The 17,499-nt window shown below is 47.8% G+C and carries 18 protein-coding genes; 14 read left to right on the top strand and 4 right to left on the bottom strand.

Annotation, left to right across the window (positions count from 1 at the left end):
- Positions 1-27: 27 nt before the first annotated feature.
- Positions 28-735, top strand: coding sequence for a hypothetical protein (locus KNO99_RS06865; protein ID WP_083600206.1), 708 nt, complete (start codon positions 28-30; stop codon positions 733-735).
- 33 nt (positions 736-768) lie between these two features.
- On the opposite strand, the gene KNO99_RS06870 is transcribed toward KNO99_RS06865, so the two are convergent.
- Positions 769-1,341, bottom strand: coding sequence for a hypothetical protein (locus KNO99_RS06870; protein WP_214746732.1), 573 nt, complete (start codon positions 1,339-1,341; stop codon positions 769-771).
- Positions 1,342-1,484: 143 nt separating this feature from the next.
- Here KNO99_RS06870 and KNO99_RS06875 point away from each other — a divergent pair, with 143 nt between their 5' ends.
- The 6 genes from KNO99_RS06875 (at position 1,485) to KNO99_RS06900 (ending at position 8,611) form a co-directional block, all read left to right on the top strand.
- Positions 1,485-2,135, top strand: coding sequence for a response regulator transcription factor (locus KNO99_RS06875; RefSeq protein ID WP_214746735.1), 651 nt, complete (start codon positions 1,485-1,487; stop codon positions 2,133-2,135).
- A complete protein-coding gene (locus KNO99_RS06880) occupies positions 2,132-3,400 on the top strand; it encodes a HAMP domain-containing sensor histidine kinase (protein ID WP_214746739.1) in 1,269 nt (422 codons plus the stop codon). Before KNO99_RS06875 ends, KNO99_RS06880 begins: the two co-directional genes overlap by 4 nt.
- Positions 3,391-4,134, top strand: coding sequence for an AAA family ATPase (locus tag KNO99_RS06885; protein WP_214747097.1), 744 nt, complete (start codon positions 3,391-3,393; stop codon positions 4,132-4,134). Before KNO99_RS06880 ends, KNO99_RS06885 begins: the two co-directional genes overlap by 10 nt.
- Positions 4,135-4,344: 210 nt before the next feature.
- Positions 4,345-5,196, top strand: coding sequence for a BglG family transcription antiterminator LicT (gene licT / locus KNO99_RS06890; RefSeq protein ID WP_214746742.1), 852 nt, complete (start codon positions 4,345-4,347; stop codon positions 5,194-5,196).
- A gap of 102 nt (positions 5,197-5,298) precedes the next feature.
- Positions 5,299-7,149, top strand: coding sequence for a beta-glucoside-specific PTS transporter subunit IIABC (locus tag KNO99_RS06895; RefSeq protein ID WP_214746745.1), 1,851 nt, complete (start codon positions 5,299-5,301; stop codon positions 7,147-7,149).
- A gap of 16 nt (positions 7,150-7,165) precedes the next feature.
- Positions 7,166-8,611, top strand: coding sequence for a glycoside hydrolase family 1 protein (locus KNO99_RS06900; protein WP_214746748.1), 1,446 nt, complete (start codon positions 7,166-7,168; stop codon positions 8,609-8,611).
- A gap of 113 nt (positions 8,612-8,724) precedes the next feature.
- Here the strand turns inward: KNO99_RS06900 and KNO99_RS06905 are convergent, their stop codons facing one another.
- Entirely contained in the window at positions 8,725-9,162 is a 438-nt protein-coding gene (locus KNO99_RS06905; protein ID WP_214746751.1) for a hypothetical protein, read from the bottom strand.
- A 220-nt stretch (positions 9,163-9,382) separates the two neighbouring features.
- Between KNO99_RS06905 and KNO99_RS06910 the strand changes: the two genes are divergently transcribed.
- From KNO99_RS06910 to KNO99_RS06925, 4 genes are read left to right on the top strand one after another with little or no spacing between them, the layout of a single operon-like run.
- The gene (locus KNO99_RS06910) at positions 9,383-10,057 is read left to right on the top strand and encodes an ABC transporter ATP-binding protein (RefSeq protein ID WP_214746754.1); all 675 of its coding nucleotides are present in this window, start codon (positions 9,383-9,385) and stop codon (positions 10,055-10,057) included.
- Positions 10,054-11,061, top strand: coding sequence for an ABC transporter permease (locus KNO99_RS06915; protein WP_214746757.1), 1,008 nt, complete (start codon positions 10,054-10,056; stop codon positions 11,059-11,061). Before KNO99_RS06910 ends, KNO99_RS06915 begins: the two co-directional genes overlap by 4 nt.
- Positions 11,058-11,669 (top strand): class I SAM-dependent methyltransferase, encoded by a 612-nt coding sequence (locus KNO99_RS06920; protein ID WP_214746760.1) that lies wholly within the window; start codon positions 11,058-11,060, stop codon positions 11,667-11,669. The genes KNO99_RS06915 and KNO99_RS06920 overlap by 4 nt, the downstream gene beginning before the upstream one ends.
- A gap of 16 nt (positions 11,670-11,685) precedes the next feature.
- The gene (locus tag KNO99_RS06925) at positions 11,686-12,348 is read left to right on the top strand and encodes an NAD(P)H-dependent oxidoreductase (RefSeq protein WP_015880376.1); all 663 of its coding nucleotides are present in this window, start codon (positions 11,686-11,688) and stop codon (positions 12,346-12,348) included.
- 38 nt (positions 12,349-12,386) lie between these two features.
- Here KNO99_RS06925 and KNO99_RS06930 read toward each other — a convergent pair whose 3' ends face one another.
- Positions 12,387-13,022: a nitroreductase family protein gene (locus KNO99_RS06930; protein ID WP_074036693.1), complete on the bottom strand. Its 636-nt coding sequence runs from the start codon at positions 13,020-13,022 to the stop codon at positions 12,387-12,389.
- Positions 13,019-13,465, bottom strand: a complete 447-nt coding sequence (locus KNO99_RS06935; protein ID WP_214746763.1) for a MarR family winged helix-turn-helix transcriptional regulator — start codon at positions 13,463-13,465, stop codon at positions 13,019-13,021. Before KNO99_RS06935 ends, KNO99_RS06930 begins: the two co-directional genes overlap by 4 nt.
- A gap of 181 nt (positions 13,466-13,646) precedes the next feature.
- On the opposite strand from KNO99_RS06935, the gene KNO99_RS06940 reads away from it, so the two are divergent.
- The 3 genes from KNO99_RS06940 (at position 13,647) to aceA (ending at position 17,467) form a co-directional block, all read left to right on the top strand.
- The gene (locus tag KNO99_RS06940) at positions 13,647-15,830 is read left to right on the top strand and encodes a malate synthase G (RefSeq protein ID WP_371743050.1); all 2,184 of its coding nucleotides are present in this window, start codon (positions 13,647-13,649) and stop codon (positions 15,828-15,830) included.
- Positions 15,827-16,123, top strand: a complete 297-nt coding sequence (locus tag KNO99_RS06945; protein WP_031424308.1) for a hypothetical protein — start codon at positions 15,827-15,829, stop codon at positions 16,121-16,123. The genes KNO99_RS06940 and KNO99_RS06945 overlap by 4 nt, the downstream gene beginning before the upstream one ends.
- A gap of 75 nt (positions 16,124-16,198) precedes the next feature.
- Positions 16,199-17,467, top strand: coding sequence for an isocitrate lyase (gene aceA / locus KNO99_RS06950; protein WP_214746768.1), 1,269 nt, complete (start codon positions 16,199-16,201; stop codon positions 17,465-17,467).
- The last annotated feature ends 32 nt before the right edge of the window (positions 17,468-17,499 follow it).

Below are 17,499 nucleotides of genomic sequence, written 5' to 3' on the forward strand. Positions count from 1 at the left end.
AGAAGTCTTAATCTGGGAGGGGCTTATGTGTTCGAGTTAAGTTTTTGGTTTGCACTCGGTTTTGCCGTGATTCACTTTTTTTCAGGAAAGCTCATTCACGTGCGTGAAGTGCCGAGGAGCCGTTTTTTGTCAGTGGCTGGCGGGATTGCCGTTGCTTATGTATTTCTTCATCTCTTACCAGAGTTAAATGAATATCAACGCGAACTTGAAGGAGAGATTGGAAATAACGTCTTCGCTTCCCTTGAGAACCATATCTTAATTATCAGTATGTTAGGACTGGCTGTCTTCTATGGACTCGAACGTTTCGCGACGGCGAATAAACGCAAACAAAAACCGTATGTATTTTGGATTCACATCGGTTCGTTCACGCTTTATACGTTTAGCATCGGGTATGTACTCGCAGAAAGTGAGTTTCAATCGAATGGCACGATGTTCCTTTACTTTGTGGCGCTCGGCATACACTTTGTCACGGTCGATCAAGGATTGCGTCAGCATCATCAGCAACTTTACGATCGACAAGGGCGCATCTTCTTAGCGCTTGCCGTGCTTATAGGATGGGGAGTCGGTACATTTGCAGAAGTGAATGAACTCGGCTTGTCCATCGTTGTCGCCTTTTTAGCAGGAGGGGTGATTTTGAACGTCATGAAAGAAGAGTTGCCTGCTGAACGTGAAAGTAGTTTTGGTGCGTTTTTGATCGGATTGTTGGGTTATGCGTTGTTATTACTCGTCATATGAAAAGGCAGCCACTTGCGGTGGCTGCCTTTTGACTTATAAGCTGTTGCTTTGATTTTCTACGTTGCTGTCGCCCTCTGTTGAAGCATCATCATCTGAAGAGGATGAATCGTCATGATGTGGACCGTGCCCATGCCCATGGCGACCACCTTCACGTCCGCCACGCATACCGCGAGCATCTTCTAAGTCATCGTAACTTGTCACATCGGCAAAACGTTCTTCGTGGTCCGCAAGGATTTGATCGGCCTCTTCTTGCGTCAAGTTTCCTTCCTCCACAGCGGTTGCGAGTTTTTCTTCATGCGACGTCATGATGGCATCGATGAACGCTTCGATTGAGATCCCTTTTTCTTCTGCAAGCTCAGGAAGTGATTGCCCGTTTTCGCGAGCAGCATCCACTTCTTCTTCTGTTAAACCGAGCGCTTCGATGAGGGCGGCATGCCCCGCTTCTCGTTCACCGAACATACCAGGACCCCGTTCACCACGTTCGCATTGTGTGGATGCTGTCGTTGTCGATTCATCTGTCGTCGTGTCATTCGTCGCGGCATATACGCCAGTGCCCGAGACGGCTAAAAGCCCCGCTAAGGCGATTGCTAGTTTTGTTGATTTCATGTGTATCTCCTCCTTTGTTACTTCAAGTGTAGAACTGAAGGCTTCGGAAGTTGTGAGGGAGTTGCAAGATTTCTGCAAATTGTCTTTGGGAAACGGTGGGACGTTCGATGTGTGCGATATAATGGATGTGGAGGCGATATGAGATGAACGTACTCGTTGTGGAAGATGAACAGAAACTTGCGGACGGCATGTCCCGCTTTTTAACATATGCCGGATTTGATGTGACCGTGGCGATGACCCTTAGAGAAGCGAAGCGACAGTTACATCAGCGCTTTGATGCAGTTTTACTCGACGTCCGTCTCCCTGATGGAGAAGGATGGACCTTGATTCCGACATTGAAAGCGCAACAGCCCGCACCTGCCATCATCTTGACGACGGCACGAGGTGAGGCAGATGATCGTGTATTTGGATTGGAACTTGGAGCGGATGACTACTTGGTCAAACCGATCGTCCTGAAAGAGTTGGAGATTCGGTTAAAGCGTCTCGTCAAACAAACGGATGTGATTCAGTTCGGTGCACTCACCATCGACATCAAATCGAGAATGGTACAAGAAAATGGTCATCCGCTTCGTTTGACGAACAAGGAATATGAATTGCTGTTATATCTTTGGAAACATGTCGGGGAGGCGTTAGACCGAAACCGTTTGCTCGATGATGTGTGGGATTACGCATTTGTCGGAGATACGCGTACGGTCGACACGCATATTAAACAATTGCGTGATAAGTCACCAACATTAAAAGAGCAGCTGAAGACCGTTCACCGGGTCGGTTATCGATTAGAGGAACTGTCATGAACCGCTTGATGAAGAAATTATTGTGGACGGCTGTTCTACCGCTTGCCGTGATGGCACTCTTAACTTTCGGACTCACGTCATTATTAATCGGGCGCTTCGCAGAAGATGAAACATATGCACAGTTAGAGCGCGAGGCGGCGATTGTGTATGAAGCCATACAAGAAGGACGTGGGATTCCAGGTCAGTTAGACGTGCTGATATTCCAAAACGGGCAGCGTATTGAGTTCGAACGAGGTGGACGGATGCATCGCATGACACCAATCAACCTTGAGCCGGATGACTTAGCGGTTCAGGACGAAGTGAGTGTGAACGGCACCCGTTTCTTGACGTATTTACAAGAAGAAGGAAACATTCAAATCGTAACGTACAGTCCTGTACCGTTCTCGAATCCGCAGTTCCAGCAAATCTATCTCATCTTAGCAGGGGGATTTATCCTGGCACTGTTGGTTGCCATCGGCGTCACATTTTGGATGAGTCGTCGGCTCACGCAGCCGCTCGTGGAGTTGAAACAAGCGACCGCATCGATCATGGAGGGACGACACGACATCACTCTACCGAATGTGACGAATGACGAGATTGGGGATTTGACCGTCACGGTCGGTCGTATGAATGAATCGCTTCAAGAAAAAGAGGCGCTTCAAAAATCATTTATATCCGGGGTGACGCATGATGTGCGTACACCACTCGCCATCGTTCGGAACGAGGCGGAGATGCTGGAGCTAGGTGTTGTGGAGACATCGGATATTTCGATGACCGGGAAAAGTATTACCGAGGAAGTGGACCGGATTGACCGACTCGTCAACCAGATGCTCGAATATTCAAAGTTGTCGTCCGGTACGATTCCGCTTGAAATAGAGTCGCTTCAACTAGATGACTTGATTTGTCGACTGACTTCACGCATGACCGAGTGGTTCCGACAAAAAGACGTGACGCTCGATTTACAATTGGAGTCTGTAATGATTCAAGCTGACCGTCTAGCGATGGAACGGGTTCTCTCGAACTTCTTGAGAAATGCGTATGAAGCGAGTCCTCCTGGGGGATGCATCACCATCAGACTGACGCCAAATCGATTAGAAGTGACCGATGAAGGGAAGGGAATTGACCCTACCATCCAGCATTCCATTTGGGATATGTATGTGAAAGGAGACCGCTCGAACGGACATGGCCTAGGTCTCGCCATCACGAAATTACTTCTTGAAGCACAAGGACTTTCTTACGGGGTTGATTCAGAGAAGGGGGCGACATTTTGGATCGAATGGACATGACTTTGTTTTTGCGTGGGGTACGGTTAGAGAGGGAACGCATCCGTTCGATAGGCTATCCGTATACGTTACCGATTTTTCAGACACTCGATGAACTATCGTTTCATCATCCTGTCACGTTTCTTGTCGGAGAGAATGGGAGTGGGAAATCGACATTGATTGAGGGGATGGCCGTGGCGGCCGGATTCAATCCAGAAGGCGGAGCACCTTCCTTCCAATTTGAAACAGAGTCGACGCATAGTTCCTTGTTTGAAGCGCTTCGTCCGATTCGAGGCCCGTATCGTCCGAAAGATGGTTTTTTCTTACGTGCTGAAACGGCATACCAGCTATCGAGTTATGTGGATGAGATGGCAAAGTCAGGACGTGATCCTGAACGGTTTTATGAATCATATGGCGGACGTTCCCTTCATGAACAGTCACACGGTGAAGCGTTTCTATCCCTCATGCTACATCGATTTCGTGGAGACGGTCTCTACATTTTGGATGAGCCAGAGGCCGCATTGTCACCGATGCGCCAACTGACGATGCTCGCGCGCATGCATGAACTCGTACAATCGGGAAGTCAATTCATCATTGCGAGTCACTCACCCATCTTGATGTCGTATCCAGGTGCGATGATTTTGCAAGTGGAGACGGGGCTTACTCCGACTGCATTCGACGATTTGGAACATGTAAAGGTCATGCGCGACTATTTGGATGCGCCAGAGCGGATGCAGCGGGTCTTGTTCGATGAATAAAACGGTCATGATGTAAGCGTTTCAATTTTATGTTGACGTCAAGATGTCTAGGGAGTATGCTTATATCGAAAAGAAGAAAATCCACTTTGGGATTGTTACTGGTGATGCAGGCAAAACCTAAATTGATGCCATGACTCCATATTGGACTCTGGTGTGAATTTAGGTTTTTTTCTTTTCAGTTCAGTTGAATGAGAGCGAGGTGAGGAGACCATGCATATTTCAAAAGTGTTCAACAACAATGTCGTAGCCATCGATGCGAACGGTCAAGAGCAGGTTGTGATGGGGCGCGGGATTGCGTTTCAAAAGCGACCAGGCGATCCAATTGACCAAACACGAATCGAAAAAATCTTTACGCTCGAGAGTAAAGAAAGCTATGAGCGTTTCGTTCACTTTTTAAATGAAATGCCGACAGATGAGATGGAAACGGTGAAGCAGATTGTCAGGTTGGCTGAACAACGATTGGATCAACCCATCCATGATTCGTTATATGTGACGCTAGCAGACCACCTTCATTTTGCACTCAGTCGGTATCAGGATGGAATCCAAATTCGAAATCCTCTCGTTTGGGAAGTGAAACGATTTTATGCTCCGGAGTTCGCTATCGGAAAAGAAGCGGTTAAACTGATCAATGAGCGGCACAAGGTCAAACTTGATGAAGACGAGGCAGTTGCGATTGCCTTACATCTCGTCAATGCGACGATGTCTGGTGTCAAAGGTGAAAACCTGCATCTTGTCACCGAGATGACGCGAGCTACGCAAGCGATTCTGACGATCATTACGTACCATTTTCAAATCGAATTGGACGAAGAGTCATACGCGTATGCACGCTTTTTGACACATTTAAAATATTTTGTGCAGCGCCTTGCATCTGGAGAGAAGGTCAAGTCAACGGGTGACGAAACCTTGTTCCTGATGGTGAAGCAGCGATACCCGGAAGCATTTGAGTGTGTCGAAAAAATCGCCGGGTTGATCGCGACGAAATATCATTACGACGTATCAATGGACGAACGGCTGTATATGATGATTCATATCGAAAACTTAATGAAAGAACGCCGACCCTAAGGATGGTTACTGATGATGCAGGCCAAACCTAAATGACTACACAATTTGTTGTGTGGTGATTTAGGTTTTTCTTTTTACCTAAAATGATAAGGAGTGAACAAGATGGACCAATACAAACAACTGGCAGAAACGATTGTGCAACATGTCGGTGGTAAAGAAAACGTCAAAAGCGTCTTTCACTGTGCAACGCGGTTGCGCTTCAAACTAAAAGATGAATCAAAAGCGAGTGCGGCGACATTAAAACAACAAGATGGTATCATCACCGTCGTTCAAAGCGGCGGACAGTTTCAAGTCGTCATCGGAAACAATGTACCTTACGTCTACAAAGAGGTGGTTGACGTTGGTGGTTTCCAGACATCTTCAACCGAGGATGAAGAAAAATCAGGTGTATTCAACCGATTGATCGATGTGATTGCCGGAATCTTTACGCCGATCCTCGGACCGATGGCAGGTAGTGGTCTGTTGAAAGGATTACTTGCGATTCTCGTCGCGCTCGGATTATTAACGCAAGAGATGGGGACGTATGTCGTCTTAAATGCCGCGGCAGACGCACTATTTTACTTCCTACCAGTGATTTTAGGACATTCGGCTGCGAAGAAATTTGGTGGGAACCCGTATATTGGGATGATTATCGGGGGAGCGCTCGTTTATCCTTCGATTGTCGCTATTCAAGGAGCCGGTGAGTCGTTAACGTTCCTCAATGTACCAGTCGTCTTGATGAGTTATGCGTCTTCGGTCATCCCGATTATCTTGGCGACATATGTGTCTTCAAAAGTAGAAACATTCTTCAACCGTCATACACATGAGGCCGTCCGAAACTTCACGACGCCGATGATGGCATTGTTACTCGTTGTTCCGCTAACGTTTTTAGCAATCGGACCGGTCGCAACGTATGCGAGTCAAGGATTGGCGAACGGATACTCATTCTTATATGACTTGAGTCCTACAATCGCCATCGCATTCATCGGTGCGTTCTGGCAAGTGCTCGTCATGTTCGGGCTTCACTGGGGTCTTGTGCCAATCATCATCAACAACTTATCAGTCGTCGGTATGGATACGATCGTTGTCGGTGTATTGATGGCGACATTTGGTCAAGTAGGTGCGGTTCTCGCGATTACCTTAAAAGCCAAAAACCCGAAAGTGAAAGGGTTAGGAACATCTTCCACAATCGCAGGTGTGTTTGGAATTACGGAGCCGGCTATCTATGGCTTGACGCTTCCGCGTAAAAAACCATTTGTGTTTGGAGTAGTTGGTGGAGCGGCTGGTGGTGTAGTAGGAGGTTTGTTCGGTACAGCAGCTTATGCGATGGGAGGACTCGGAATTTTTAGCATTCCGGTCATGATTCCTCCAACGGGTGTCGATTTAGCATTTTACGGAGCATTTATCGGAATGGCGGTAGCAACGGTGGTCGCTCTCGTGTTGACAATGGTCTTCCACAAAGAAGAAGCGACGGTCGAGTCGCAAGAACAAGAGGTCGCCCAGTCTGTATCTGAGCAGGTAGGCTTTCCGGTCTCAGCTCCATTGAAAGGAGAAGTCGTGTCGCTTGAAACGGTTCGAGATGAAGTATTCTCAAGTGGGGCGATGGGGAAAGGGATTGCCATCATGCCTTCAGAAGGTACCGTGTATGCTCCGTTTGACGGCGAAATCGTCACGGTTTACCCATCAAAACATGCAATCGGCCTTCGATCTGATACAGGTGTAGAAGTATTGATTCACATTGGTTTAGACACGGTTAAATTAAACGGGAAGTACTTTGAAACACTTGTGACGGATGGACAGAAAGTGAAAGAAGGAGATTCGCTCGTCCGGTTTGATATGGATGCCATCGCTCGTGAAGGATATGACACGATCACACCAATCATTGTGACGAATACCGATCATTATTTAGACGTATTACCAACTTACACAGGAGCGGTAGAAGCGAATCATGGCGTATTGCGCGTCATTGTATAACAAAGGAGGAGACAATATGAAACAAGTATCGAGTGAATTTTTATGGGGCGGGGCCACTGCGGCCAATCAACTAGAGGGCGGTTATCAGGAAGGTGGTAAAGGACTTTCGATCGCTGACGTGATGCCTGGTGGGAAGCACCGAATGAAGATCATTCATGACCCAACGTTTGATTTTGAATTACATGATGAATATTCGTATCCGAACCATGAAGGGATCGACTTTTATCATCGCTACAAAGAAGATATCGCCCTCTTTAAAGAAATGGGATTCAAGACGTTCCGTATGTCGATTGCTTGGTCACGAATTTTCCCGAATGGAGATGAAGTTGAACCGAACGAGGAAGGTCTTCAATTCTACGATCGCGTCATCGATGAGTTGGTCGCACAAGGCATTGAACCACTCGTCACGATTTCTCACTATGAGATGCCGTTGCATCTTGCAAAACATTATGGAGGTTGGCGTGATCGCCGTCTCGTGGAATATTTTGAACGGTATAGTCGCGTCTTATTCGAACGTTATCAAGGTAAGGTCAAATATTGGTTGACGTTCAATGAAATCAACGGAGCACAATTTATGCCAATGCTCAGTCTAGGAATTGCGGTTCGCGAAGAGGAAAATACATTACAACTCACATATCAGGGACTTCATCACCAACTGGTCGCAAGTGCACTCGCAACGAAAGCGGCACGCGAGATTGACCCAACGATGCAAATTGGATGTATGCTCATTGCAGCTCCAGTCTATCCATACAGCTCAAACCCGGACGATGTGTGGTTTGCACACGATGCTGAGCGGATGATGAACTTCTTCTGCGGGGATGTCCATGTACGTGGGAAATATCCAAGTTTTGCGAAGCGCTTCTTCCGGGAGAACGGCATTGAACTCGAAATGGAAGATGGTGATCTTGAAATTCTAAAAGAAAATACAGTTGATTTCTTTTCGCTCAGTTACTATATGTCGCGTACTGAAAAGGCAGAAAAAGACCAAGATGAAGCGGAAGGAAATATCATGAGCGGGGTCAAGAATCCATATTTACAGGCGAGCGATTGGGGATGGGAGATTGACCCGACCGGACTTCGTGTCATCTTAAACAAGTTATATGAGCGTTATGAGCTCCCGTTGTTCATCGTCGAGAACGGATTAGGTGCATATGATCAAATCGAGTCGGATGGAACAATTCATGATCACTATCGGATTGATTACTTACGCGACCATTTAAAAGGGATGATGGATGCAATCGAAGACGGGGTTGAAGTGATGGGGTACACGAGTTGGGGCTGTATCGACTTGGTGAGTGCCTCGACAGGTGAGTATAGCAAACGGTACGGTTTCATTTACGTAGACCGACATGACGACGGTACCGGGACGTTAGAACGAAAACGAAAAGAATCGTTCTTCTGGTACCAAGATGTGATTCGTTCACAAGGCGCGAGCTTATATGAAGAAGAATCAGTCAAATGAGAAAAGCGGCCTCGGCCGCTTTTTTCATGCTTTCGTAATCTTTCGCAATAAGATGATCGCGAGGCTAACGCCCCCGGCAACCAACATGTATAAGACAATCTCCATCCATGTGCTCATTCGTCGTCTCCATCTGCAAACACAGCAAGTTCACCTTGCGGCATCGCGACCAACAGATAGGCATCTCCGCCGAGCGGTCGCGCGTCACCTGCTTGCCAACATTCAAATTGTTCTTGAAATCCATTGATGAATAGGAGAGAACCTGATTCAAATTCGAGTTCGAGATGGGGATGTTCGTGACCGAGTCGTACGTGATGGATGCGCTCACGACGAAGCCGCATAAGTTGTTCGAGTTGTTCACCTTCGTCAAACGTGCTTTGTGTAGCGTGGACATGCCACGGTCCCTCAATCGAGATCCAGGACTCTAGTCCCTGGCGACTGAAATAAAGGAGATGGTGATTTGGGCCAGAACCAAAATCAATTCCGACAAAGGAAGAGGCGGTAAAGAGGTGATGCAAAATAGATGTCGCTTGTCCGTACTCTGTGGTAGACACACCGTCACCTCACTTTAAAAGAGTTGTTACCATTATCATTCCACGTTACCACACTAAAGTAAACGAATCGCACTTAATCTTCAGAAAAAAATAATGATGGGTGTTCCATCACGAAACCGCTTCAACCGGAGCGTTTCCTAATTGTCCAGATTGTTTGGGTTATACTGGAATATAATCAAGGAGAATACGCTCGATTTCGTTTTGGATAGGGGGACATGAGATGATCGTATCAATCGACAAAGCAGGATATGAGGTAAACGAGCCAGTCATTCAAGACATTTCGTTTGATGTGCGGTCAGGCGAGATTTTAGGGGTGATTGGGTCGAACGGTGCGGGAAAAACGACTACGATCGCCTGTCTGACAGGAACGATTCCATGGATGAAAGGAACCATCGAGATGGAACGCTATGCGTACATCCCGGAGCAACCAGTTTACTACGATTATTTGACACTATCAGAACATATTGCGCTCGTACAAGAATTGACGGGTGTCGAGTCGAAGGAAAAGGCGGAAGGGTTGTTGCAGCTTTTCCGACTCGATCATGTGACAGATCGGTATCTCTCTTCTTTTTCAAAAGGGATGAAACAAAAGGCGATGATTTTATTGGCGCTCATTCAAGAAGCACATGTATTGATTGTCGATGAACCGTTTATCGGATTGGATGCAACGACGACGATTCAGTTACTTCGACTGTTAGAAACGGAGCGTGCGAGGGGGGCAAGTGTCTTATTAGTCACACACGTTCTTGATACGGCCGAGCGGTTGTGTGACCGGTTCGTATGGATTGATGACGGGCAACTGCTGGCGAGTGGGACAAAAGCAGAGATTCGTGAGGCACTCGAAACAGAGGGGATGACCTTGTTCGATATGATGGAAGATGTGGCGCTCCGATGATTGCGAAGCGATTATTTTGGATGCGTGTCTCCCGATACATAAAACAACAGTGGAAGACAGTTCGATTGATTGTCGACTGGACGATTTTTTTATACGGCGTCATTCCTCTTCTTATATGGGCAGGCTATTCCTACTGGCTCATTTGGCAAGGTGATTTTGACTGGTTGCGTAACGTGCCCTATCTGTTATGGGCAATCCTGTTCGGATGGGTGATGTGGCAGGACCGAATGTTTGTGTGGATTGAGCGTGCTGACATCGTGCTCGTGTCTGACCGGAGCATAATTCGGGATTTAAAATGGTATTCGGTTCTGTATCTCCTCGTTCAACATGTCATTCAATATGGATTCTATCTTTTGTTGATTGCACCGATTTTACACATGAAGGGAGGGAGTACTGTCGAGATTCTTGCGTTCGGATCTGCGTTTCTCCTGCTTGCCTGGTGTCACGCATGGATTCAGTATCAATTTTGCCTCCGACACGCCCATCTCATGAAGCGAGTATTGATTGTACTCCTTGCTTTTGTAGGCGTGTATGCGTTATTGGTTGAGTCGGTGTTACTCAGTGTGTTGATCGGAAGCATGATGGTCACATTTGCGTTATACGTAGGAGAAGGATGGGTGTCGAAACATCCGAATATCGGTCGCGAGATTGAAATCGGGGAACGTGAGCGTGCCTCATTCGACCGAGTCCTGCTGACAACCTCAGGTGCCATCGAGAAGACGAGTGAGCGGACACGTCCACTATATCGACCGAAACCGAATCGTTTTGGCACCGTCAGGCGGACGATGGCGATCCTAATCTATTTCAGGACGCCGAGCCACCGGAATCTATGGTTTCGACTCATTCCGCTCGGGGTCACGAGCGTGATTCTTCTCCCGAGTTGGTTCAAACTAGTGGTTCCAATCTATCTGTTATATGTCGCCTATCAGGAACAGACGTCATTTACGCGAGAAATGGAGCGGCATCCATTCTTCCAATCCATTCAAGAAAGAGGTTCATCATGAACGAACAGCAATATGAACAACTCCTACAGATCGAGACGGCCAAACTACAGCAGGGATTTCCATCTTCGGCGGAATATCACCGTTATGAACCGACTCCTTACGAGGCACTCGATTTGCTTCGGGACGCTTATCCGTTAGAGTCCACAGATACGATTGTTGATTTCGGTTCGGGCAAAGGACGTCTGCCGTTTTATTTGGCGTATACGTTTCACGTGCGGGCAATCGGTGTCGAGATGGACGGTGGATTTCACGAGGAGGCACTCCAGAATTGGGTGTGCTATACGAAGAAACATCGTAATCGGGGAAGTGTTCAATTGGAACAGGGACTCGCGGAGGAATTCACGATTCCATCGGATGCGAATCGATTCTACTTCTTTAATCCGTTCTCAGTGAACGTCTTCCGCCAAGTGATTGCCAACATCATCGAATCTGTTGAAATAGATCCTCGCCCGGTCGATGTGATTTTATATTATCCGGCGGATGAGTACCTCCATTATTTGAACGACGAGACGCCTTTTCAGTACGTACAAACGGTGCGATTGCCGCTGAAGAATCTTCATGAGCGATTTTTGATTTATCGGTTTGATATGATGGAGTCATCTTGGTAATGGAGGAGTGAACACGATGAAAAAGAAAGACATTTTAGAAGCGTATCGTTGGCGTCAAGCGACGAAAGCATTCGATGCGGATCGTAAAATCAAAGAAGAGGACATGGAGTTCATTTTAGAGACGGGACGTCTTTCGCCGAGTTCATTCGGATTCGAGCCATGGCAATTCGTCGTGGTGCGTCGGGAAGATTTGCTCCAAAAAATTAAAGATCATGCATGGGGAGCGCAAGGTCAGGCACTGACTGCCAGTCACTTTGTGTTGATCCTCGCAAGAACTCCGAAAGCCATGCGTTATGATGCGGACTATATTCGTCATATCGTTACGGGTGTACAGGGCCGCACGGAAGAAGAATACGCACAACGCGTGAAACGGGTACAAGAGTTCCAGGAGAACGACTACCGTCTCTTAGATGATGAGCGTGTCTTCCAAGAATGGATCAAGCGTCAAACATATATCCCGCTCGGAAATATGATGACGGCTGCCGCACAAATCGAAATCGATTCATGCCCAATTGAAGGGTTTAATCAAGAAGAGATCGATGAGTTGCTCATCTCAGAAGGTGTGATGGAACGAGGCGAATGGTCACTTTCGGTCATGGTTGCATTTGGGTATCGGGCGCGTGATTTCGCACCGAAAACACGCCGGGACTTCAACGAAGTCGTCAAATATATCGGATGAAAAAAGGGTCAATCGCTTCGGCGATTGACCCTTTTGAATTATTTCCAGTCTGTGATGCGGTCGACCGGGAAGCGGACTGATGGGTATCCTTCTTCTGCTGCTTTCCCGATTGAGAGAAGCATGACTGGAAGGTAACGTTCTTTGTCGAGACCGAACGCTTCAGCAATGTTCGCTTTGTCGTATCCGCCGATTGGGTTTGTGTCATATCCGTGCGCACGTGCGACGAGCATGAGTTGCATCGCAACAAGACCTGAATCGAGCATGATGCTGTCTTTGACCATTTCTTTCGGTGCATCTTTGAAGATGCCTTTGATCATGTCGACTTGACGGTCGCGGACCTCAGCCGGCATCATGCCGCGCTCTACCGCTGTATCGAAAATCTCTTCTGTGTAATCTGCCATTTGATAGTCAGCGAAGAGTGCGATGACAGCTGAAGATGTTTCCACTTGGCGTTTGTTGAAGCTTGCGAGTGGAAGGAGCGTTTCTTTTCCTTCTGCGCTATCGATGACGACGAAGCGCCATGGCTGTAAGTTAAGTGACGAAGGAGCTGTTGTCGCTTCTTCAAGGATTTGTGTCATTTCTTCTTTTGAGATTTTGACGTTCTCGTCGTATACACGAATCGAGCGGCGTCCTTTAACAATCTCCATAAAGTCTTTTTGTGTAGCAGTGTTCATATTGTAGTCTTCCTTTCATGGTCAATAGTATCTTGTAACATCGTTAGGGATGCTAATAACTGTTGTTGATCCTCTACCTTCATGTTGGCAAAAAGTCGGTCCGTTAAGCACTCTTTTTGCTCAGTCCAATGTGCAATTTGCTCACGACCATCGTCTGTCAACTCGACATAGATGACACGGTTGTCTTGTTCACAGCGTCTCCGCGTGATCAGTCCTTGTGTCTCTAATTGTTTCAGGTGTCGGGTGATGGCGGCATGGTCGACATCGACGCGTTGTTGCAGTTCACGTTGCCGCAATGCGCCGACGTGATACAGGTTGCTTAAAATATCGTAGCGACTCAAGCTGAGCCCGTCCATTTCAGAATCGAATAATTGCCCCAATTCTTTTTGTACGGTGATGATGTGATAGAGAATTTGATCACGGAGCGAGCAAGAATCTCGCATGCACATCGCCTCCTCAAATCGTTGATGACTCAATCATTGATGGGTCACACAACGTATAGTAAACCCATCCTGACGAGATTTCAAATAAAAAGTTTTAAGAAATGGGTTGTCAAACTGTTATATAATAGTCTATATTGTAATCAACTGATATATAACAATGATTAAAGGAGGATGTGAGCGCTTGGAACACTATGAACGACTAAATACGTATCATGTTCATGAAAAGCTGGTTGAATTTGTGAATAAGAACGTACTCGAACCCCAGGAAATCAACGTTTTTTGGGAAGGCGTTGAATCGCTTCTAGAGCGTTTCATTCCAGTGAATCAGACACTTCTGGAGCAGCGCATGACATATGAGCGATTGTTACAGGAGTGGTACAGTCGCCAAGAAGAAGTCGATCCAATCGAATATGAGACATTTTTAACGTCAATCGGCTATATCGAACCGGTCGTCGAAGATTTTAACATCGATGTGTCGGGTGTCGATCGTGAAATCGCGCATCAAGCGGGACCGCAACTCGTCGTACCGTTAGACAATGCCAGATATGCACTTAACGCCGCCAATGCCAGATGGGGAAGTCTCTACGACGCCCTTTATGGAACAGATATGATTGAAGAGGCGGACGGTATGGAAAAGGGACGGGGATATAATCCCATTCGCGGTAATGAAGTTATTCGGTTGGCGAAACAGTTTCTAGATGACACGTTCCCGCTACCGTCAGGGTCGCACAAGGAAGTGACACGATACGTCGTTCGTGACGATGTCGCCTATGCGGTAATCGGGGATGACAAGCATTCGTTCGCAGATGATTCTTTCGTCGGTTACACTGGGGAACCGAACGAGTTGAAGACGTTGATGCTCAGACACCATGCCTTACACGTTGAACTGCAATTTGACCGCGAACATCCGGTCGGAAAAGTCGATCCTGCTGGACTGATGGACATCGAGCTCGAAGCAGCCCTATCCGCAATCGTGGATTGTGAAGACTCGGTCGCAGCCGTTTGTGCGGAAGACAAAGTTCATCTGTATCGCAATTGGCTCGGCTTGATGGATGGAACACTTGAAGCCTCGTTCCAAAAGAACGGGAAGCGACTCTCTCGACGTTTAAACGAAGATAAGCGTTTGATTGGAAAAGATGGAGTGGAAGTTGTCCTCCCAGGACGCGCACTCTTATTCATTCGGAACGTCGGACACTTGATGACGACGGACTTGATGCTTGATGCGGAAGGTCGTGAGGTACCAGAGGGGATCATTGATGCCATCTTCACTTCATTGATTGCGAGTCGCCATCTACATCGTCGCCTCAACTCCCGAGAAGGATCGATTTATATCGTCAAACCGAAAATGCACGGGTCTGAAGAAGTAGCCTTCACCAATGACTTGTTTGACGCTGTAGAAGATCTATTGAACCTTCCGCGCCATACGTTAAAAGTCGGCGTGATGGATGAAGAGAGACGAACGTCACTCAACTTGAAAAATTGTATCGCTCAAGTGAAAGAGCGGGTCGTCTTCATCAACACGGGCTTCCTCGACCGGACGGGGGACGAGATTCACTCCTCGATGACACTCGGACCGATGCGTCGAAAGGGAGAAATGAAGACGTCACCTTGGCTCGCTGCATATGAACGATTGAATGTATCGACCGGTCTCGAGAGCGGGTTCCATCATCAAGCACAAATCGGGAAAGGGATGTGGGCGATGCCCGACCGGATGCGGGACATGATGCGTGAAAAAATTGCGCATGTACGCTCAGGGGCGACGACGGCGTGGGTGCCTTCGCCAACAGCGGCGACGCTACATGCGATGCACTATCACAAACTCGATGCTTTTGATGTACAGCGAGAATTGATCAAGCAACCTCATTCGAAACGTGAGCGACAACAGCTCCTCGACATTCCGCTCGCAACACGTATCTATTCGCAAGACGAGATCAAAGAAGAACTCGAGAACAACTTACAAGGATTGCTCGGATACGTCGTTCGTTGGGTCGAACAAGGTGTAGGCTGTTCGAAAGTGCCGGATATTCATCATATCGGACTGATGGAAGACCGGGCGACACTCCGGATTTCGAGCCAACACGTGGCCAACTGGCTGTATCACGGCATCTGTTCAGCAGATCAAGTGGAAGTCACGCTTTATCGGATGGCACAAGTCGTCGACGAGCAAAATGAGTCAGACCCGAATTACCGACCGATGACACCGAACGTCGATCAGTCAATCGCCTATCAAGCTGCTCACGAACTCGTGTTTCATGGGTTGAAACAGCCGAACGGGTACACGGAACCAATCTTGCATCGCCGCCGCCGTGAATTTATGAAACGACAAACCGTGGAGTTCAATTTAAAAGGAGGAACCTCATCATGACAACGAAAAAAATGGAAAGCGAACAGTTGATTGAACGTTGGGTCGTCCGCCGCATCGTATCTGGAGAATCGACAGCATCACTTGCGAATACAGCATTCGTATACGGCAACGACTTGATGCGCCTCGTCTTGGACCGTACCGACGGCTCGCTCCAAATCATGAAAGAGCCGATCGATGAAGTCGTCGTATTCCGCAAGCCGGAAGATCGGGACGAAGAAAATGTCTGTCGTTGCTGCGGGATGGAGCATTCGACGTTCAAAGCAGCGTTGGAGTGCTGTGCTTACCTCGACTAAAGCATTCAGTTTGCACTATCTGTTATATAACAAATTGAAATAATTAAAATTAATATAATACAGGAGGGTTTATTAATGAAACAACGCGAAGAATTGGTGAACAGCTGGAAGTCAGAACGATTTGAAGGGGTAGAGCGTCCATACTCTGTAGAAGACGTCATGAAATTACGAGGGTCCATCGTGATTGAACAAACGCTTGCGACAAAAGGAGCGGAACGCCTGTGGCAATTGATGCATGAGCGTGATTATGTTCATGCACTCGGCGCGTTGACAGGGAACCAGGCCATTCAGCAAGTGAAGGCAGGACTCGAAGCCATCTACTTAAGCGGTTGGCAAGTAGCGGCAGACGCTAACCTGTCAGGTCACATGTACCCGGACCAAAGTTTATATCCGGCCAACTCGGTTCCAAGTGTCGTCAAACGAATCAATCAGGCGCTTCAACGTGCCGATCAAATTCAAACGGCGGAAGGAAAAGGTGACACGCATTGGTTCGCACCGATTGTCGCAGATATGGAAGCCGGGTTCGGTGGTGTCCTCAACGTATTCGAATTGACGAAGGCGATGATCGAAGCAGGTGCTGCCGGTGTTCACCTCGAAGACCAGCTCTCGTCTGAGAAAAAATGTGGTCACCTCGGTGGGAAGGTGTTACTCCCGACGCAGACGGCTGTGAAAAACTTGATCTCGGCTCGACTCGCGGCAGACGTCATGGGTGTCCCGACCATCATTGTAGCGCGGACAGATGCGCACGCGGCGAACTTGATCACGAGCGACATCGATCCAATCGATCATCCGTTCATCATTGGAGAGCGTACACCGGAAGGCTTCTATCGTACGGAAGCTGGTATCGAGCAAGCCATCGCTCGTGGTCTCGCTTATGCACCATATGCAGACCTCGTCTGGTGTGAGACGTCTGAACCAGATTTGGCAGAGGCACGTCAATTTGCCGAAGCAATTCATGCGAAGTATCCAGGGAAGCTACTCGCTTACAACTGCTCGCCATCGTTCAACTGGAAGAAGAAGTTGTCAGACGAAGAGATCGCGACGTTCCAACAAGAAATCGGCGCAATGGGCTACAAGTTCCAGTTCGTCACACTCGCTGGATTCCACGCGCTCAACTTCGGCATGTTCGAGCTCGCACGTGGGTACAAAGACCGTGGCATGGCAGCCTACTCGGAGTTACAACAAGCAGAATTTGCCGCTGAAGTACATGGTTACACGGCGACACGTCATCAGCGTGAAGTCGGAACGGGTTACTTCGATGAAGTCTCACTCGTCATCTCAGGTGGGCAATCATCAACGACTGCACTCGCCGGTTCGACAGAAGCAGAGCAATTCACAAATTAAGGAGAAGCAAATAACCGCTGCACGTGCAGCGG

Source organism: Exiguobacterium sp. s189, from assembly GCF_018617615.1.
Classification (GTDB): domain Bacteria; phylum Bacillota; class Bacilli; order Exiguobacteriales; family Exiguobacteriaceae; genus Exiguobacterium; species Exiguobacterium aestuarii_A.